The organism is Brevundimonas sp. Root608 (genome assembly GCF_001427825.1).
Classification (GTDB): Bacteria; Pseudomonadota; Alphaproteobacteria; order Caulobacterales; family Caulobacteraceae; genus Brevundimonas.
Genome location: NZ_LMGT01000005.1, coordinates 18,896 through 36,375 on the forward strand (window position 1 = coordinate 18,896; position 17,480 = coordinate 36,375).

General features: G+C 68.5%; 20 protein-coding genes and 1 tRNA gene. 8 read left to right on the forward strand and 13 right to left on the reverse strand.

What is annotated here, in order from left to right:
* Positions 1–20: 20 nt before the first annotated feature.
* The 7 genes from fliN to fliQ form a co-directional block, all read right to left on the reverse strand.
* Positions 21–353, reverse strand: a complete 333-nt coding sequence (gene fliN, locus ASD59_RS08330) for a flagellar motor switch protein FliN (protein ID WP_055830774.1) — start codon at positions 351–353, stop codon at positions 21–23.
* Positions 353–1,021, reverse strand: coding sequence for a flagellar assembly protein FlbE (locus tag ASD59_RS08335; protein ID WP_055830775.1), 669 nt, complete (start codon positions 1,019–1,021; stop codon positions 353–355). The genes fliN and ASD59_RS08335 overlap by 1 nt, the downstream gene beginning before the upstream one ends.
* 1 nt (position 1,022) lies before the next feature.
* On the reverse strand, positions 1,023–2,060 hold the full coding sequence (fliG, locus tag ASD59_RS08340) for a flagellar motor switch protein FliG (RefSeq protein ID WP_055830777.1): 1,038 nt from the start codon (positions 2,058–2,060) through the stop codon (positions 1,023–1,025).
* A complete protein-coding gene (gene fliF, locus ASD59_RS08345; RefSeq protein WP_055830779.1) occupies positions 2,060–3,697 on the reverse strand; it encodes a flagellar basal-body MS-ring/collar protein FliF in 1,638 nt (545 codons plus the stop codon). Before fliF ends, fliG begins: the two co-directional genes overlap by 1 nt.
* 96 nt (positions 3,698–3,793) lie before the next feature.
* Positions 3,794–4,870, reverse strand: coding sequence for a flagellar biosynthesis protein FlhB (flhB, locus tag ASD59_RS08350; RefSeq protein WP_055830782.1), 1,077 nt, complete (start codon positions 4,868–4,870; stop codon positions 3,794–3,796).
* Entirely contained in the window at positions 4,863–5,633 is a 771-nt protein-coding gene (gene fliR / locus ASD59_RS08355; protein ID WP_055830784.1) for a flagellar biosynthetic protein FliR, read from the reverse strand. The genes flhB and fliR overlap by 8 nt, the downstream gene beginning before the upstream one ends.
* An 11-nt stretch (positions 5,634–5,644) precedes the next feature.
* Positions 5,645–5,908 carry a flagellar biosynthesis protein FliQ gene (gene fliQ / locus ASD59_RS08360; RefSeq protein WP_055830786.1) on the reverse strand — a complete coding sequence of 88 codons (264 nt, stop codon included), beginning with the start codon at positions 5,906–5,908 and terminating at the stop codon, positions 5,645–5,647.
* A gap of 133 nt (positions 5,909–6,041) precedes the next feature.
* Between fliQ and folE the strand changes: the two genes are divergently transcribed.
* From folE to ASD59_RS08380, 4 genes are all read left to right on the forward strand, one after another.
* Positions 6,042–6,731, forward strand: coding sequence for a GTP cyclohydrolase I FolE (folE, locus tag ASD59_RS08365; RefSeq protein ID WP_082560131.1), 690 nt, complete (start codon positions 6,042–6,044; stop codon positions 6,729–6,731).
* 109 nt (positions 6,732–6,840) lie between these two features.
* Positions 6,841–7,305, forward strand: a complete 465-nt coding sequence (locus ASD59_RS08370) for a hypothetical protein (protein WP_235561771.1) — start codon at positions 6,841–6,843, stop codon at positions 7,303–7,305.
* A 54-nt stretch (positions 7,306–7,359) separates the two neighbouring features.
* The gene (locus ASD59_RS08375; protein WP_055830789.1) at positions 7,360–8,511 is read left to right on the forward strand and encodes an acyltransferase family protein; all 1,152 of its coding nucleotides are present in this window, start codon (positions 7,360–7,362) and stop codon (positions 8,509–8,511) included.
* Between the two features lie 56 nt (positions 8,512–8,567).
* Positions 8,568–9,446 (forward strand): prolyl hydroxylase family protein, encoded by an 879-nt coding sequence (locus ASD59_RS08380; RefSeq protein ID WP_055830791.1) that lies wholly within the window; start codon positions 8,568–8,570, stop codon positions 9,444–9,446.
* Between the two features lie 6 nt (positions 9,447–9,452).
* Here ASD59_RS08380 and fliE read toward each other — a convergent pair whose 3' ends face one another.
* Genes fliE through flgB form a run of 3 tightly spaced genes read right to left on the reverse strand, consistent with a single transcriptional unit; the run spans position 9,453 to position 10,600 of the window.
* A complete protein-coding gene (gene fliE / locus ASD59_RS08385; protein ID WP_055830793.1) occupies positions 9,453–9,752 on the reverse strand; it encodes a flagellar hook-basal body complex protein FliE in 300 nt (99 codons plus the stop codon).
* Between the two features lie 9 nt (positions 9,753–9,761).
* On the reverse strand, positions 9,762–10,181 hold the full coding sequence (gene flgC, locus ASD59_RS08390) for a flagellar basal body rod protein FlgC (RefSeq protein ID WP_235561773.1): 420 nt from the start codon (positions 10,179–10,181) through the stop codon (positions 9,762–9,764).
* 11 nt (positions 10,182–10,192) lie between these two features.
* Positions 10,193–10,600: a flagellar basal body rod protein FlgB gene (gene flgB, locus ASD59_RS08395; protein WP_055830794.1), complete on the reverse strand. Its 408-nt coding sequence runs from the start codon at positions 10,598–10,600 to the stop codon at positions 10,193–10,195.
* A 113-nt stretch (positions 10,601–10,713) separates the two neighbouring features.
* On the opposite strand from flgB, the gene ASD59_RS08400 reads away from it, so the two are divergent.
* The 3 genes from ASD59_RS08400 to ASD59_RS08410 all read left to right on the forward strand — a co-directional run bounded on the left by ASD59_RS08400 (position 10,714) and on the right by ASD59_RS08410 (position 12,219).
* Entirely contained in the window at positions 10,714–11,001 is a 288-nt protein-coding gene (locus ASD59_RS08400) for a FliO/MopB family protein (RefSeq protein ID WP_055831252.1), read from the forward strand.
* Positions 10,998–11,822 carry a flagellar type III secretion system pore protein FliP gene (fliP, locus tag ASD59_RS08405; protein WP_055830798.1) on the forward strand — a complete coding sequence of 275 codons (825 nt, stop codon included), beginning with the start codon at positions 10,998–11,000 and terminating at the stop codon, positions 11,820–11,822. The genes ASD59_RS08400 and fliP overlap by 4 nt, the downstream gene beginning before the upstream one ends.
* Positions 11,823–11,940: 118 nt before the next feature.
* Entirely contained in the window at positions 11,941–12,219 is a 279-nt protein-coding gene (locus tag ASD59_RS08410) for an HU family DNA-binding protein (protein WP_055830800.1), read from the forward strand.
* Between the two features lie 26 nt (positions 12,220–12,245).
* Here the strand turns inward: ASD59_RS08410 and ASD59_RS08415 are convergent, their stop codons facing one another.
* Positions 12,246–15,098, reverse strand: a complete 2,853-nt coding sequence (locus ASD59_RS08415; protein WP_055830803.1) for a tetratricopeptide repeat protein — start codon at positions 15,096–15,098, stop codon at positions 12,246–12,248.
* 127 nt (positions 15,099–15,225) lie between these two features.
* Between ASD59_RS08415 and ASD59_RS08420 the strand changes: the two genes are divergently transcribed.
* Entirely contained in the window at positions 15,226–15,633 is a 408-nt protein-coding gene (locus ASD59_RS08420; protein ID WP_055830805.1) for a DUF983 domain-containing protein, read from the forward strand.
* 231 nt (positions 15,634–15,864) lie between these two features.
* Here the strand turns inward: ASD59_RS08420 and ASD59_RS08425 are convergent, their stop codons facing one another.
* Together ASD59_RS08425 and ASD59_RS08430 are read right to left on the reverse strand one after the other, a co-directional pair.
* Entirely contained in the window at positions 15,865–16,653 is a 789-nt protein-coding gene (locus tag ASD59_RS08425) for a hypothetical protein (protein ID WP_056619306.1), read from the reverse strand.
* Between the two features lie 511 nt (positions 16,654–17,164).
* A tRNA-Arg gene (locus tag ASD59_RS08430) sits at positions 17,165–17,241 on the reverse strand.
* Positions 17,242–17,480: the final 239 nt, after the last annotated feature.

Genomic DNA, 17,480 nt, shown 5'->3' on the forward strand with positions numbered 1-17,480 from the left:
ATCACTACAAGCCGCGCCGATCAGGCGTTGCTGTCTTCCGTCTTGATGATTTCCGTCATGGTCACGCCGAGCCGGTCCTCGACGACGACGACTTCTCCGCGCGCGACCAGCCGGTTGTTGACGAAGATGTCGATGGCCTCGCCGACCTTGCGGTCCAGCTGCAGCACCGATCCGCGGTTCAGCTTGAGCAGCTGGGCGACCGACATATGGGCCTTGCCCAGCACCGCCGAGATGTTGACCGGCACGTCGAAGACCGGGGCCAGGTCGCTGGCGGTCTTGTCGGTCGCCTCGTCGTTGACGGTGATCGCGGTGGAGTCGGGAAACTCCTCCAGAGCCATGGTGTCGGACGCCATTACGGCCTCTCTTCCAGCGGGGTTTCGGGGGTCAGGGTTTCGGCATGGCCGGCTTCGGCGGCCAAGGCGGAGTTCAGGGCCTCGCTGATGCGGGCGAAGGCGTCCGCGGGGTCAAAGGCGGCGCGCCCGTCGGCCCATTCCAGCTGGAAGGCCGCGGCGGGCATCATGGGTTCGTTGCGGAAAGCCACCACCCCGGAGAAGCCGGCGTCCGTGCACAACTGTTCGATACGGGCGCGGGTCGCGTCGTCCAGATCGCCGGTGCGGATGACCAGACGGGGCGAGGCGTCGACTTCCTGGCCCAGGGCTTCCAGCGCGGCCTGGAGAGGGGCGGCGGGGAACCGGTCCAGCGCCGAGGCGGCCACCACGCGCGCGGCGGACATCGCCAGATGGGCGGACTGTTCGCGGTGGGCCTGGGCCACCTGCGTCAGGGCGGGGACGGCGGCGTCCAGGGCCTGGGCGATGGCGGACAGGGCCATGGCCTGCACGTTCGCGCTCTCGGCCAGGGCCTCCCTACGGGCCTCCATTCGAGCCTGGGCGATCAGGGCGTCGACCTCGAGCGGGGCGTAGGACCGCTTGGTCGGGCGGAAGGACGAGGCGTGGACGACCACGCCCGAGGCGTCGAACTCGGTATCGAAGGAAAACGGGGTGCTGAGGGGCTGATGGGTCATGTCAGTAGATCAGCTCGTCGTCGCCGCCCTGGCCCACCAGCATGATCTCGCCCTTGGCGGCGAGATCCTTGGCGACCTGGACCATGGCCATCTGGGCCTGGTCGACGTCCTTGAGGCGGACCGGGCCCATCGACTCCATGTCCTCGCGCATGATCTTGGAGGCGCGCTCGGACATGTTGGAGAAGAACAGTTCGCGCAGGGATTCCGACGATCCCTTGAGCGCCAGGCCCAGGGAATCCTTCTCGACCGCGCGCAGCAGCGTCTGGATGCCGCCGGGGTCCAGCTTGGCGAGGTCCTCGAACACGAACATCAGGGCGCGGATGCGTTCGGCCGCCTCGCGGTTGCGTTCCTCCAGGGCGCCGATGAAGCGGGCCTCGGTCTGGCGGTCAAAGCTGTTGAAGATGTCGGCCATCATCTCGTGGCTGTCCCGCTTGGACGTGCGGGCCAGGTTGGACATGAATTCGGTGCGCAGCGTCTGCTCGATCTTGTCGAGAATCTCGCGCTGCACCGGCTCCATGCGCAGCATCCGCTGGACGCATTCGAGGGCGAAGTCCTCGGGCAGGCTGGTCAGCACCCGGGCGGCGTGGTCCGGCTTGATCTTGGACAGGACCACGGCGACGGTCTGGGGATATTCGTTCTTCAGATAGTTGGCGAGGACGGCCTCGTTCACATTGCCGAGCTTGTCCCACATGGTGCGGCCGGCGGGACCCCGGATCTCCTCCATCAGGCCTTCGACCCGATCGGCGGGCATGAAGGAGGCCAGCAGGCGCTGCGTCTGTTCGAAGCTGCCCATGACCGCGCCGGAACCGCTCATGCCCGAGACGAACTCGACCATCAGTTCCTCGACCACGCCCGACGTGACCGTGCCCAGGCTGGCCATGGCCTGGGAGATTTCCTTGATCTCCTCGTCGTCCAGGCTCTGCCACAGGCGGGTGTGGTCCTCGCCGAGGGACAGCAGGATGACGGCGGCCTTCTCGGGCCCCGTCAGCTTCCTGGCGTCCTCGACGGCCGGCTTCTTGGAGGCGAGGCGCGCCGCCATCAGCCTTCGTGCACCCAGCTGCGCAGGATCGAGGTGGATTCGTCAGGATGTTTCTCGACGAAGTCCGCGACCTTCTTGACCGACGACGCCTTCACCTGACCCTCGATGCGGGCGATGTCGAGCCGCTGCTCCATCTCGGACGGGGGGCCGGTCAGCTGCTGCATCGGCGAGCCGCCGCCCATGACCGTCGTGGTCTGCAGGGAGGTTACGGAACCGCCGCCCGGCAGGGCCCCGGCCAGCTGCATCGCGCCGCCGCCCGACGCCGACTTCAGCAGCGGACGCAGGACGAAGAAGATCAGCAGGACGCCGGTGATCAGGAGAACCAGCAGCTCGACGCCGCGCATCAGGTCGTTCTTGGTGAAGTCGAACAGCGACGATTTGGCCTCCTCGCCGCCGACCACCGCAAGGTCGCGGTTGAAGCGGGTGTTCAGCACCTCGATCTTGTCGCCGCGCGTCAGGTCGATGCCGACGGCGGCCGAGACCAGGGCCTTGATCTGTTCGATCTCGGCGGGCGTCCGGGCGGCGTAGGTCGGAGCCGCGCCGTCGGCGCCCGGCGTCCATTTGCCGTCGACGGCGACCGAAACGGCCAGGCGCTTGATCTCGCCGGCCTCCTTCACCGTGGTCGTGGTGGTGTTGGAGATTTCGTAGTTGGTGGTCTCGGTGTTGGCGGTGTCGCGCGAACCGGCGGTTCCGGTCGCGGGGGCCTCGGCGCCCGGGATGTTGTTGGTGGCCGTGGCGCCGCCGTCCGAGGTCGGCGTGGTGTCGCTGGATTCCGTGCCGTTGGTCGAAGTCGAGCGCACCACCTGGCCGTCCGGATCGTAGCGCTGTTCCTGGGTGGTCGAGCGGCTGTGGTCGATGTCGGCCGTGACCTGGACGCGCGCGGAGCCGACGCCGACGACGCCCTCGACGATGTCCTTGATGCGGGCCTGCAGCCGGGACTCGGTGGTCTCCTGCGCGTCCTGGGCCGAGGCGGCGCTGAAGCCCTCGGCGTCGGCGCCGGCGGCCAGGGTGCGGTTGGAGGTGTCGGTCAGGGTGACCTTCTCGGGCTTCAGGTTCGGCACCGACGAGGCGACGACGTTGCGGATGGCCTGGACCTGGGCGGCGGCCAGCTGGCCGCCGGTGACGCCGACGACGATCGAGGCGGTCGGGGCCGCGGCTTCCGACTGGAACAGTTCGCGCTGCGGCAGGGCGATCATGACGCGGGCGGAGTTGATGCCGCGCATGCTCATGATGGTGCGCGACAGCTCGCCCTCGAGCGCCCGCTTGGCATTCAGGTTCTGCTGGAACTCGGTCTGGCCCAGCACCGACTGGTTGTCGAAGATTTCGTAGCCGACGCTGCCCGAGGTCACGAGACCCTTGCCGGCGACCAGCATGCGGGCCTCGCCGACCTGGTCGCGGCTGACGAAGATGGTCGAGCCGTCGCCCTTCGAGGAATATTTGATGCCGGCGCCGTCCAGGGCGGTGGTGACCTCGGAGGCCTCCCGCAGGTCCAGACCGGAATACAGCAGGGCGTCGGGGGCCTGACCGACCCGCATCATGATCAGGATGAGGGCGATCGTGATGCCGGCGGCGACGCCCAGCACCACGGTCAACCGACCGATCCCGAATCTCTGCAATGCCGCCGTGAAGCCGCCCACGCGTCCCGCCCCGGTTACTCACGGGTACCGACTGGAGGCCCGCCAGGCAGAAAATGCCGGGCGCATGGTAAATGGCGGGTTAAGAGTGTTGAACGATCAACGCTTCTTCCGCTTCTGCATCACGAAGCCGATGACCCTGGCGGCCGCCTCGAAATGCTCGCGGGGAATGGTCTGGTCCACCTCGACGGCGGCGTAGAGGGCGCGGGCGAGCGGCACGTTCTCGACGATCGGCACCTGGTGCTCGCGAGCGACCTCGCGGATGCGCAGGGCCAGGGCGTCGACGCCCTTGGCGACGCAGATGGGCGCCGGATCGCCCTCGCCCGGCTCGTAGCGCAGGGCCACCGAATAGTGAGTGGGGTTGGTGATGATGACCGTGGCCTTGGGGACGTTCTGCATCATCCGCTGGCGGCTGCGCTGGGCCCGGATCTGCTTCAGCTTGGCCTTGACGTGCGGATCGCCCTCGGACTGTTTGTAGTCTTCCTTGATCTCTTCCTTGGTCATCTTCATCCGCTCGGCGAAGCGGAATTTCTGCCACAGGAAGTCGGCGCCCGCGGTGAAGGCCAGCAGGATCAGCGTCGCCACCACCAGAGCGAGGATCATGTCGCGCGCGACGGGCAGGATCATCGCCGGCGGCATGGCGGCCATATTCTCGAGGTCGCGCAGGCGCGGCTTCAGCACCATCCAGCAGATGAAGCCGACGGCCAGCAGCTTGATGAAGGTCTTGATGAACTGAACCAGGCCGTCGGGGCCGAAGATGCGTTTGAACCCCTTCATCGGACTGACCTTGGACCAGTCGGGCTTGAGCTTGTCGGCGGAGAAGATCAGGCCGGACTGGGCCACGTTGCCGCCGACGCCGCCGAGGATGGTGGCCAGCATGACCACGCCGAGGAAGGGCGCGACGGCCCACAGGGCGATGGCGCCGATCTCCACGCCCGCCCCCGCCTCGAGCCCGCCCAGCATGGTGTGGGGCGCGGCGATGAAGGGCAGAAGCTGTTCGGCCATCGACGTCGCGAAATAGCCGCCGGTCATCAGGACGGCGGCGGAGGCCCCCGCCAGGGACAGGGTCGAGGCGACGTCGGGCGACTTGGCGACGTCGCCCTTTTTTCGCGCGTCCTCGAGTTTTCGGGGTGTCGCCTCTTCTGTCTTCGACTCTGGATCGGCGCCTTCAGACACCCGCGCCTCCCGCGAAGATCCGGGCCAGGGCGCGGTAGCGGTCGATGAAGACCGTGCCCACGACGCCGAGGCTGAGGGCGAAGACCGACAGGCCCAGGATGATGCTGAGCGGGGCGGCGGCGAAGAAGACCTGGAACTGCGGCATGACGCGGCCGATCAGTCCCGAGGCGACGTTGAAGATCAGGGCGAAGACCAGCAGCGGCGCCGACAGCTGGACGCCCAGCATGAAGGCGTCGCCGAGGGTGCGGATGGCCAGTTCGGCGAAGTCGCCGGTGACCAGCGGCCGCGCCGGGGCGATCAGCTCATACGAACCGACCAGTCCGGCGATGAACAGGTGATGGGTGTTGGTGGCGAAGACCAGGGTCGTGCCCAGCAGCATCAGGAAGGCGGCCAGGGTGGCGCCCGGCTGGGCCTGCATGGGATTGGCGGTCTGGGCGAAGGCCAGGGTGGTCTGCAGGGCCACGATCTCGCCGGCGGTCGACAGGGCGGTGGTGAAGCTGCGCAGCAGGGCGCCGATCATCAGTCCGACGATGACCTCGCGGATGATCCAGCCGGCCACGCCGCCGACCGTCGCCGGCAGGGCGGGCAGCACGCCGGCGATGACCGGCCACAGGGCCAGCGACACCACCAGGGCCAGCGACAGGCGAATGCGGGGCGGCACATAGCTCTCGCCGATGCCGGGCAGCATCATCAGCACCGCGCCGATCCGCGCGAAGATCAGCGCGCCCTGCCAGACCTGGTCCGATGTGGCGTATGGCTCCACCGATCAGGCGATCACATGCCGGCGATGCGGGCGGCGATCTCGCGCATGAAACCGCCCAGCAGGGCGCCCATCAATGGCAGGAACAGAAGCAGCGAGACGAAGATGGCGATGATCTTGGGGGCGTAGATCAGGGTCTGTTCCTGGATCTGGGTCAGGGCCTGGACCAGGCCGATGACCACGCCGACGACCAGACCCACCAGCAGGACGGGGAGGCACAGCTGGATCGTCAGCCACAGGGCGTCGCGCCCCACATCCAGAACTTCCGCGCCGTTCATTTTACGCTCCACCAAACACCGGGCAGAAAATGCCGGGAGCGTGGTTAACGGGGCGTTAGGATGGACGAAGCCCTTGCCCTGATGTCATGAGGCCCCAGCTAAAGGCCGCAGTCGCAGAGTTGAGGATTCCCCCATGACCGACCCCCGTCACGTCCATGATGAGAATTGCGACGGCAGCTGGCGGGAACGCGAGGCCCTGGCGCGCGCCGCCGGCACGCCACTGCCGCGCCGGGGCGGACAACGGCCCGAGGTCGATCTGCCCGACGAGGACGAGGTCCGGGCCGCCGTCCGCACCCTGATCCGCTGGACCGGCGACGATCCGGACCGCGAGGGCCTGGTCGACACGCCCGACCGGGTAGCCCGCAGCTATCGCGAGATGTTCGCCGGCTACGACGTGGATCCCCGCGAATATCTGGAGCGGACCTTCGAGGAGGTCGGCGGCTATGACGAACTGATCGTGCTCAGGGACATCCGCTTCGTCAGCGTCTGCGAACACCACATGCTGCCGGTGATCGGGCGCGCCCACGTCGCCTATCTGCCGACCGACCGGGTGGTGGGCATCTCCAAGCTGGCGCGCGTGGTGCGGGGCTATGCTCGGCGGCTGCAGATCCAGGAGAAGATGACGTCCGAGATCGCCAAGGCCATCCAGGAGGTGCTTCAGCCCCAGGGCGTCGGCGTCGTGATCGAGGCCGAGCACAGCTGCATGACCCTGCGCGGCGTCAATGCGCCGGGCACCAGCCTGATCACCAGCCATCTGACGGGCGTGCTGCGCGACGACGCCCGGACGCGGGAAGAGTTCCTGCGGCTGGTGCGGGGCGGCTGAGGCCTCTGGTCTTCAGCCCCTCTATCGACCACTGTCTCCCGACATTCATCGGGGGACGGCCATGGGACTTTTCGATTTTCTGACAGGAAGCAAGGCGGCGCCCGCCGGCGTGAAACGCCAGTCCACGGCCGAGCTGCGCAAGAGCCTGATGGCCGTCAACCGGGCGACGGCGCCGTTCGTCATCCGCGACGGCAAGAAGGAAGGCGTCGACATGGTCGCCGAATGGCGGATCGTCGATGCGAAATGGTACGAGATCTTCGCCAAGGCCGGCATCAAGAAGGTGTTCAAGGTGCTGATGAAGTTCGACGAGGCCAAGGGCGAGGTCCGGGCGGTCGACGAGCTGTGGGAGGTCGAATGGCGCGCCGGCGTTCCGACGCTCAGCGCCGCCGCCAGCGCCTCGCGCGGCCAGCAGTTCGAGAAGAGCTTCGAGACCGTCTACGCCTTCCGCGAGGACGGGTCGTTCGGCGAGGTCTACGACTACGCGTTCGACACCACCGAGATCAAAAACCCGGTGCGGGCCGCCGTCCTGGCGGCGGGCTGGGGCTGGCGGGGCGTGGCCTTCGGCAAGCTGTAGGGTTCCCGCCGCGGCCCGGTCCTTGCGGAATTCGCCTCGAAGGAGGCCTTTCCCATGGCCTGGACGGCGATATCGACCCGAAATGAGACAACGCCCATCGTTCGGGGCGGGTGGCTGGACGCCCTGCGTTTCATTGTGGCTGCTCTGATCATCCTGCACCACTTCCAGGGCGCGGGGCCCGCGCCGCTGGCCGAACAGTGGCATCCGGTGTTCGAGCGCGGCGGCTTCCTGCTCACCAACTTCTTCCTGATCGACAGCGGCTATGTGCTGATGCGCGTCTATGGCGCGGCGGTGGCCGGGGGCCGGATGTCGGCCGGCGACTTCTTCGCCAAACGCTTCCTGCGCGTCTGGCCGGCGCACATCATGATGGGCCTCAGCCTGGTCGCGCTCGTCGTCGGCGGGACGGCCGTCGGCGTCGGGCCGCGGGCGCCGGAGTGGTTCGACTGGAGCCAGCTGCCCGCGCAGATGGGGCTGGTGCAGGCCTTCGGCGTGCCTGGCGGCTACGGCTGGAACGCGCCCAGCTGGTCGATCTCGGCCCTGATCGGCTGCTATCTCGCCTTCCCGTGGATGCTGAAGGGGCTGGTCCGGCTGGGGCCGTGGAGCGTGCTGGCGCTCGGCGTCGGCCTGTACCTGCTGGCCAACCAGCTGACCTGGAGTCTGCTGGGCTATCCCGTCTATCAGATGCCCATGGGCTTCGGCTTCTTCCGGGCCCTGCCGCTGTTCTTCCTCGGCATGGCGCTGGCCTGGTTCGCGCAAAAGGTCTGGATCGCGCCGAAGCTGGCGCGATGGGCCGGAACCGCCGCCGCGGTCGGTCTGGCCGTGGCCCAGTATTTCGACAAGAACGCCCTGTTCTCGCTGGCCTGCATCTCGACCATCATCCTCGCCGCCGGCGCCATTCCGACGCCGCGCCCCTCGAAATGGATCGAGAAGGCGGCGCAGGTGTCGTTCTCGATGTTCATCACCAACGAGGTGGTGCGCATCGCCTGGTTCGGGGTGGCCAATGTCGCCATCGCCCGGTTCGCCCTGCCCGTCGCCGCCCAGTGGGCCCTGTGGGTCGCCGGCGTGGCGGCGGCCTTCCTCTTCGCCTGGGCGTTTCACGTCGCGATCGACACCCCGGTCCAGGACCGCATCCGCGTCTGGCTGAAAGGCCGGTCCGGGCGCCGGACCTCGGCCGGGTTGCAGCCGGTCGTGTCGCTGGAAGGCTGAAGCCGACGCCGGATCGCCGGCTTGGCCTGCGCCGCCCGGGCTTCTAGAACAGCCCGGTGAACGACGTCCCTGTCGACAACGATCCATCCACGCTCGCCGAGGCCGCCGAAGCAGGCGACGGGGCGGCGGCGGCGCGTCTGGCCGTGCTGACCGGCATGGGGCTGGGCGTCGCGCCGGACTGGGATCGGGCGATGGCCTTGCTGGGCCGGGCCGCGAGCCTCGGGTTCGAACCTGCCCGGCAGCAGATCGTGCTGCTGGCCGGAACCCCGGAGCCCGACGACTGGCTCAGGGCGGCCCGGGGCGTCGACATCGCCGGCTGGCTGAATGCGCCGCGCCCGCGCGTGCTGTCGGAGGGTCCGGCGATCCTCGCCATCGATGGATTCCTGCCGCCGGCGGTCTGCGACGGCATGATCGCCCGGGCCGAGGCCATGGTGGAACCGGCCCTCGTCTATGACCCCGAAACGGGCGAAGGACGGCGCGAGAGCGTGCGCACGAACCGGGCGGCGCAGTTCGACCTGGAGAAGATGGACGTGCTGCTGGCCCTGGTGCGGGAGCGGATCGCGCGCGCGGCGGGCCTGCCGGCGCCGGGGCTGGAATGGACCCAGGTGCTGCATTACGCCGTGGGGCAGACGTTCGACTGGCATGTGGACTGGCTGGATCCGTCGCTGCCCGGGTACGCCGCCGATCTGGCGGCGCGGGGGCAGCGGATCGCGACCTTGCTGGTCTTCCTCAACGACGATTTCGAGGGCGGGGAGACGGCGTTCGAGGCGGGAGGACTGCGCCACCGGGGCCGCAAGGGCGACGCCCTGCTGTGGGCCAACACCCTGCCCGACGGCTCGATCGACCGGCGGACACGCCACGCGGGCCTGCCGCCGACCCGGGGCGAGAAATGGGTGCTGTCGCAGTGGCTCAGGGGGCGGGCGCCGACGGCCTGACGAACGTCAGATCGGCATCCGCATGATCTCCTGATAGGCCTGGATCACCTGGTCGCGCACGGCCATGACGGTTTCCAGCGAGGCCTCGGCCGAAGACACGGCGGTGACCACGTCGATCAGGCTGCCCTGCCCCTGCACCGCCGAGGCCATCTGGGTCTCGGCCGCGCGGGTCGATTGGGTCATGTCTCCCATAACGCTGGTCAGCATGTCGGCGAAGCCGGACTGGCCGACGTTCGCGCCCGGTCCGACCGGCGAGGCGCCGTCCTGGATCGCCGCATAGGCCTTGGCCGCCATCAAGGGATTCATCGCTCAGGCCTATTTCTTCAGCAGGTCGAGGGTGCGGCTGTCCATCGAACGCGCGGTCTCGATGACGTTCAGATTGGCTTCGTAGGCGCGCTGCGCCTCGCGCATGTCCATGGCCTCGACCAGGGTGTCGACGTTGGGGCGCAGCACATAGCCCTCGGCGTTGGCCGCCGGGTGGCCCGGATCGTATTCGCTGCGGAAGTCGCTCATGTCGGGCCGCACCTGGGCCAGGGTCACGCCGGTGGCGCCGTCGATCTCGCGCGCCTGGAAGACGGGGACCTGGCGACGGTAGGGCTGGCCGCCCGCGACCTGGGCGGTCGACTCGGCGTTGGCGATATTCTCCGCGATGATGCGCATGCGCGACTGCTGGGCCTTGAGGGCGCCGGCGGCGACGGCCATGGCGCTGTTGCGCGGCGGAATGGGGTCAGGCATCGGTCAGCTCCTCATCGTCCGGGCGCGCGGACGGCCATGCGCAGCATCTGCATGGATTTCTGGTACAGGCCGATCGCGGCGTCATAGGCCATGCGGCTCTCGGCCATCTTGAGCATCTGCTCCTCGACCACGACCGAGTTGCCGTCGAGCGTGGTCTCCGAATCGGGGGCGGCCTGGGTCTGGAAGCGGGCGGTCTGGCCCGCCGGGGCGATGTGCATGGCGCTGGTGCGGGTCATGCGGACCCCGCCGCCGCCCTCGGCGAGGGCTCTGGCGAAATCGGTCGGCTGGTTCAGGTCGCGGCCGGCGTAGCCGGGCGTGTCGGCGTTGGCGACGTTCTGGGCGATGACGCGCTGGCGCTCGTCCAGCCAGGACAGGCGGCCCTTGATCTGGCTGAGCAGCGGCAGGTCGGCGAAGCCCACGGGCGACTCCCGGGGCGCGGATCGCCCGTTGAGATGGGCAGAAACTGCCGCGTCCATGGTTAACGGGACGTTATCTCAATACGGCGTTAACCATGATCGCCGAAGGCTGGGGCATGAATTTCCTCGACCTGCTGCGAGCCCTGTTCGCGCTCGCCTTCACCCTGGGCATCATCGGCCTGGCCGCCTGGGCGGCGCGGCGGTACGCCCCGGCGCTGCTGGCGCGCCTCAGCGCCGAGCGCGGCGAAAAGCGTATGAAGGTGGTCGAGACCCTGATGCTGGACCCGGCGCGACGGCTGGTGCTGGTCTCGATCGACGGCGAAGAGCGGCTGCTGATGCTCGGCGAAGGGCGCGAGCTGATCGAGCCGCGCGGGGCCGTCACGCCTCCGGGAGCCGCCCAGTGAGCCTCAGGGACGTCTTCGTCCTGCCCGGCCGCGCGGAGCTGAAGCGTGCGGCGCTCCTGTCCCTGATCACCACCCTCGCCTGCCTGCTGTGGCCGCTGGCGGCCCTGGCCCAGGATATCGCCGCCGCCGGCGGACCCGGCGCGGCGATCAATGTCGACCTCGGCACCGGCGCGGGCCTGACCGAGCGTGTGGTGCAGCTGGTAGGCCTGATGACCGTGCTGTCGCTGGCGCCGTCGATCGTCATCATGACCACCAGCTTCGTGCGAATCGTCGTCGTGCTGTCCCTGCTGCGCACCGCCCTGGGCATGCAGCAGTCGCCGCCGAACGCGGTGCTGGTGTCGCTGGCGCTGTTCCTGAGCGCCATCGTCATGGCTCCGACCTGGCAGGACGCCTATGATTCGGGCATCCGCCCCCTGCTGGATCAGCAGATGGAGCTGCCCCAGGCCTTCGATGCGGCGTCGGAACCTGTGAAGACTTTCATGCTGGCCCAGGTGGATCAGGACGACCTCGCGCTGTTCGTCCGGCTGTCCCGCCTGGAGGCCCCGACCGCGACCGCGGACCTGCCCCTGAGAGTGGTCACTCCGGCCTTCATGATCAGCGAGTTGAAGAAGGCCTTCGAAATCGGATTTCTCCTTTTCGTTCCGTTCCTTGTGATCGATCTGGTGGTCGCCAGCGTGCTCATGTCCATGGGCATGATGATGCTGCCTCCGGTAGTGATTTCACTGCCGTTCAAGCTGATCTTTTTCGTGCTCGTGGACGGGTGGAGACTGGTCGCCGGAAGCCTGGTCGAGAGCTTCCAGAGAGCGTCCGGCGCCGGGTAAATCCCCAGCCCGTGGGGGTTACAGCGGCGAAGTCGCTTGCCAAGGGAAGAAAAAGCGGCGTCAATCCGTCCGTCATCGCCCCTGAATCGGGGCGAGCTTTCATCGGGAAACGACCCACATGACCACCCAAGCAGAACTCATCGCCTCCGTCGCCAAGGACGCCGGCGTCAGCCAGGCCGACGCCGGCCGGATGCTCGACGCCCTCGTCAAGAACATCCACAAGTCGCTGACCGGCGGCGGCGACGTGCGCATCTCCAACCTCGGCGTGTTCGACACCGCCGCCCGCGCCGCCCGTGAAGGCCGCAACCCCGCCACCGGCGCGACCATCAAGATCGCCGCCTCGAAGGCCGTGCGCTTCCGCGTGTCGAAGCCGCTGAAGGATGCGGTGAACAAGTAAGACCGGAAGGTCCCGGCGCGTGGCCTCTAGGGGGCCGGCGTCGCAGCTTGAGGACGGGCGGGGGCCGCGGCGCGGTTCCCGCCCGTTTTCGTTCTGAGGTCCCCCTTCATGGCGGTGACCCAACCCGCGAAGGTGTCGGCCGAGGCGGTCAGGGTCGCGAAATCTCCCGGCGCGACGCCGTCGTCGTCGAGGGCGATCGCCAGCGCCGACCTGGCCCGGGCGCCGGCCACGAAGGGGCGGTAGTTCCGCGACAGGCGGTTCAGGGCCGCGCCGTCCCGTCCCAGCGAATAGCCGATCCCGGCGCGAATCAGGCGCGCCTCTTCCTCGGCGGTCAGCGGAGTCGGATCGGCGTACCGCTGACCGAGACGGGCGTCGTACAGGGCCGCCGCCTGGAGCCATTTCTGCTGCTTCCAGAAGATCTCGGCGCGGACGTCGCCGGCCTCGGGCGAGCCGTCGGAGCCCAGCACCTCCAGCGCGTGATCGAAGCGGCCGAGGCCCGCCAGGGCGCGGGCCTCAAGGGCGCGCCGCTCGGCGTTCAGGGCGTTGGGCAGGATGGTGGTCCGCGAACCCCAGATCGCCTGCAGGGCGGGTTCCGGTTGCCGATCCATCAGATAGACCGCGGCCAGGTCGGTCGCGACCTGGGCCTTGGCCACCCCCTCCAGCCGGTTGTCGACCTGATACTTCAGCAGTTCGGCCGCCTGATCCAGCAGGTCGACGTCGACCAGCCGGCGCGCGAGGCGGCGCACCATCTCGTCGCCGTCGGCGCCGATCGGGGTCAGGTCGCGGAAATCGTAGAACAGACCCAGGGCCTGCACGGGCTGCAGGCCGTCGGCGCCGCCTTCGAGGAACAGCATCCGGAAGGCCGCGCCCAGATCGGCCTGGATGTCGGCGGCGCCTTCCAGCCGGTTCAGACCGGGCCCCGCGCCCTTCAGCACGGTCAGGGCTTCGCGGTAGAGCCCCTGCGACAAATAGAGTTGGCCCAGCTGGCGGATGACAGCCAGTTCGGTGGCGTCGCCCCGCCAGCGCCACCGCAGGCCTTCCAGTTCAGAGGCGGCGGCGTCGGGCTTCATCCGGCCCTTGGCCAGGGACAGGCGGACGACGCCCAGCTTGGCCGGCACCGAGACGGCGTCCAGCGGCGCCCGGCTGATGGCGTTGTAGACCGACAGGGCCCTGTCGGACTGGCCGTCCAGTTCGAACAGCTTCGCCTGCACCAGGCGCGCGGTCAGCTGATCGGCGGCGGGCGCTTCCTGGCTGAAGCTGTAGGCCAGCAGGGCGCGGGCGGCGTCCAGGTCGCCGGTCTCAAGGGCCGCCAGCGCATGGGCCGCGCCGAAGCGGGCGCGCCAGGCGGCGGGAAAGGCGTCGGCGGCCACGGCTCCGGTGGCGAACGCCTGCCGGGCGGCGGCCCAGTCGCCCTGGCTGGAGGCGATATAGCCCCGCCACATCGCGGAAGCGGGATCGCCGGCCACGGCGGAGGCGGCGAAATCGCCTTCCGCCTCCTCCATACGGCCGATGGAGGCGCGGGCGGCGCCGCGCAGGCCGCGAAGCTCGGGCTCCCCGACCATGTTGGGAGCCCTGGCGACGATGTTGTTCAGGACGCCGACGGCCTCGTAACCGAGACCCGACCCGACGAGGAAGCGGGCCAGGGCGAAGCGCGCCTCGGCCGGCGCGCGCGGATCGTCGCCGGCCGCCATCGCCTCCTGGGCGGCGGCGTCCTGAAGCTGACGATAGCGGGCGGAGAAGCCGGCGTGGCCGACATCGGCCCATTCGGCCAGCACGAGGGCGGCGTATTTCGCCTTCCGGGGGGCGCCGTTCCGATCCGTCGCGGCGTCGAGCGCGGCGGACGGCGGCGACAGGATCAGGCCGTTGGGCCGGCTGAAGGTGACCCGATCGCCGTCGGCCTGGATGCCAAGGTCGGCGGAGGAGGTTTCGACGGCCAGTCCCTGGGCGGTGGGCAACAGGGCCAGATCGACGGTCCGGCGACGGTCGGCGAAGCCCTTGCCGGGCGCGAGGGCCGTGACGGCCGCGAACCGGTCTCCGGCCAGCGGATCCGTCAGCCAGACCGCCTTGGTGGCGCCGGCCATCCGGGCGACCAGAACCGGCTCGCCGCTGTCGTCGCGGTTGATGGCCACGCCCTCGACGGCGACCGGCTGACCGCCGATCGTCACGGTCCAGGCCGAGCCCCGGGCGACGGCGGAGACCGCCAGACCGGCAGGCGCGGCGATGCGGACGGCGACATGGTCCGTTCCGGCCGTCCAGTGCGCGTCGGAGGCCGGGCCCAGCTGTCGCGCGCCGGACATGTCGAGCCGGGCCGGGGTGTCGAACACGACCCAGACCGCCTCGCCGCGACGGAAGACGGCCGCCCCGACCGGCTTGTCCCACTGGAAGGCCAGCGACACCTTGGCGGGGGTGGCCCGGGTGACGACGGCCACGGTCTGCGCGGCGACGGCGACCGGCGGCGCATCCGGGGCCGAGGCGAAGAGGTTCAGATAGACGGCACCGTCGGCCGAGCCCGAGCGGGCGTCGGCTCCCTCGGCCAGGGTCAGGACCAGTTCGGTGGCGCCCTCGACGGCGCGGGTCTCGACCTTTTCCACGCCCCGGGGCGGATCGACCTTCAACCGCGAGACATCGGGCGCGGCGGTCGACCCGATGCGAACGATGACGTCGCGGCCCTCGCGCCGGACTTTCGACCGCGCCCCGATGACGCCGGCGAATTCGATGCGGGTGAACTCGGCGTTGGCCCCGATGCGGATCGAGATGGGATCGGCGGCCGCGCCGACCTCCTGGGCCAGGGGCGCCATGGGCGCGAAGACGACCGCGCCCGCCGCGGCGGCGGCCACGGTGGTTCTGAGAACGCGCTTGCTGACGGAGACCCCGGACATACGCGCGCACCCTCGCGCGACCGGCCTTACAACGCGGTTAACGGTTGGTGACCGCGACAATGCGGCCGGTTGCATGGCGGCCCCCGCAGACCGACATGCGCTGTGGCTTCCCGTCAGGACCCGAATTGTGACCGATCCCCAGTTTCCGCGCCTCAGCACCCTGTCCACCGGCCTGCGCTGCCGATGCCCGCGTTGCGGCAAGGGTCCGCTGCTGAAGGGCTTCCTGACCATCCGCGACGCCTGCCCCGCGTGCGGCCTCGACTACAGCTTCGCCGAACCGGCCGACGGCCCGGCCTTCTTCGGCATGAGCCTGGTCGGCGTCATCGGCATGGCCCTGTTCATGTGGTTCGAATTCGGCGCCCACCCGCCGATCTGGGTGCATCTGGTGGTGACCATGCCGCTGCTGGTGCTGGGCTGTCTCGCCGTCTTGCGGCCGCTGAAGGGCTGGCTGGTTTCGGAACAGTACATCCACAAGGCCGCCCCGCCCGAGTTCCAGAGTCTGGGCGGACACGGCGAAGGGTCGAAATGGCGCTGATCGCCGTTTGACTTCGGACGCGGCGGCGCGCTCCCTGCGCGAGCCTCGAGGAGGGGCGAGCCATGGACGTCGAACGCATACTGTCTTGGCTGCTCATTCTCGTGCCCGTCGTCATCCTCGGTATGGGCGTCCGCATGATCCTGACGCGCACGCGGAAATAGACCGGTCAGCGCGGCCAGGACCAATGCGCGAAGGGACAGGTCCATCCGCCGTCCCGCCGGCGGCTCGTCGCTAGAGCGTCCGCGGCTCGAGGGTGGAGAAGACAGCGTGGGTCGCGCCGGCGGCCTGGGCCGGCAGCGCCCGGTCGGGCCTGAGATTGACCAGCATCAGCTGACTGCAGATCTGACGCGCCGCCGCCACCAGTTCCGCCGCGCTGAGCCAGTCGCGCACGGTCTCGTGCGCGACTCCGGCGAAATCGATGGCCAGGCAGTGGGCCCGCACGCCGTTCAGCCGTCGCGCGGCGTCGATGTCGGGCGCGACGTGGAGCACGACGCCGCGGGTCTGGGTCTGGAAATGCGCCAGGGCGTCGTCGATGACCTCCACGGGCGCGTGCTCGATGCCGCCGAAGACCTCGACCAGCAGACTGCCGGGTTCGGCGCTGTGCTGGCTGGCCGCGCAGAGCAAGGCATAGGATCCGCGCCCGGCGGCGAACGTCCGCCAGAAGGCGGGCACGATGCCGCTGTCGCCCGGTCCCAGCCGCAGCAGCCGCAGGCCGTGTTCGATGGTCAGGACGTCGATCTGCTTCAGGTCGTCAACCTCGAGCGTCCTTCGTTCGAACAGCGAGCGTTCGCCACAGCGCCGGATGGTGCGCCTCAGACGCTGGCTTATGGGGGTCGAGGACGCCAGGTCGAACACGGGCTGCGAGGCCAGGGTGACGGTCAACTCACAACGGGACCGGGTGGCGGTTGAAAACGTGACGCTTTCGTACGGGGCACCGAAGGCGCGCCGCTGCGGGGCCGCTCCCGCCTCGGCCTCTTCGCGCAACCGGCCATAGCCCCAGTCCCCCCGTCCCGCATGCATGCCCGACCCTCCTGGCTTCCACCTCGTCCGACTGATTGAATGAACGCTGATAGATTAACTCGAACCTTAGCCTTCTGGTTAACATGCCAAGTTAATGCAGTAATGATGCTCGAAAATACGCCGTTACAGTGATTTTAGAAATTAATCTCGACTCATCCTGATTCGTATTTTGAGTGAACAACGAAACACCTCACGAAATATAGGTCACATTGCTTTCTGAATATATCAGTGTTTACTTTTATATACTTTAAATATAGCCAAATACGGCTCCAATGTATCAGAAATGGCAGACGTTTGCCAGACCGTATTCTTCGATTACATTGAGAAAGGGCAGGCGGTTATGCCCTGAAGGATAGAACACTATACTTGTCTCTATCGATGCGTGCATGATCGGACCCTTGGACCCGGGAGGCGGAGGCGTTCCGGTAAACGGGGAAACCATCTTCAGACCGGAGGAATCCTGTGGACGGAAGAGGTCCGTCGGGGGCGGATTTTTGCGGGATGGTGAGGATGGCGACCCCGGAGGGACTCGAACCCCCGACCTCTGCTTTAGGAAAGCCTTGCTCTATCCGGCTGAGCTACGGGGCCACGCAGCGCTGACCTAGCGGCTGGGACGGCGTCGGGGAAGCGGCCAGATGCGTTTTCCGGCGACACCCGCCCCGGTCCGCGCGCCGCCGGTTGAAAGCCGCCCTATCTTCTTGTGATTAAGAGCCGTTAAGATACAATATCTTGTAGGGAACAAACCCCGAATCGGGCCGTGTCGATGATTCGGTCCTGATTCGTTTCGCCCCTGTTCCGCCAGCCGAACCTTCGCTGTTTACGTGTCC

Excerpts from the sequence above, each read along its gene's own strand:
- fliN (WP_055830774.1), bottom strand. The coding sequence starts at position 353 with ATGGCGTCCGACACCATGGCTCTGGAGGAGTTTCCCGACTCCACCGCG.
- ASD59_RS08335 (WP_055830775.1), bottom strand. The coding sequence starts at position 1,021 with ATGACCCATCAGCCCCTCAGCACCCCGTTTTCCTTCGATACCGAGTTC.
- ASD59_RS08410 (WP_055830800.1), top strand. The coding sequence starts at position 11,941 with ATGACCACCCAAGCAGAACTCATCGCCTCCGTCGCCAAGGACGCCGGC.
- ASD59_RS08425 (WP_056619306.1), bottom strand. The coding sequence starts at position 16,653 with ATGCATGCGGGACGGGGGGACTGGGGCTATGGCCGGTTGCGCGAAGAG.
- ASD59_RS08375 (WP_055830789.1), top strand. The coding sequence starts at position 7,360 with ATGGCCTGGACGGCGATATCGACCCGAAATGAGACAACGCCCATCGTT.
- fliE (WP_055830793.1), bottom strand. The coding sequence starts at position 9,752 with ATGAATCCCTTGATGGCGGCCAAGGCCTATGCGGCGATCCAGGACGGC.
- flgC (WP_235561773.1), bottom strand. The coding sequence starts at position 10,181 with ATGCCTGACCCCATTCCGCCGCGCAACAGCGCCATGGCCGTCGCCGCC.
- fliG (WP_055830777.1), bottom strand. The coding sequence starts at position 2,060 with ATGGCGGCGCGCCTCGCCTCCAAGAAGCCGGCCGTCGAGGACGCCAGG.
- fliQ (WP_055830786.1), bottom strand. The coding sequence starts at position 5,908 with ATGAACGGCGCGGAAGTTCTGGATGTGGGGCGCGACGCCCTGTGGCTG.
- folE (WP_082560131.1), top strand. The coding sequence starts at position 6,042 with ATGACCGACCCCCGTCACGTCCATGATGAGAATTGCGACGGCAGCTGG.
- ASD59_RS08415 (WP_055830803.1), bottom strand. The coding sequence starts at position 15,098 with ATGTCCGGGGTCTCCGTCAGCAAGCGCGTTCTCAGAACCACCGTGGCC.
- ASD59_RS08400 (WP_055831252.1), top strand. The coding sequence starts at position 10,714 with ATGAATTTCCTCGACCTGCTGCGAGCCCTGTTCGCGCTCGCCTTCACC.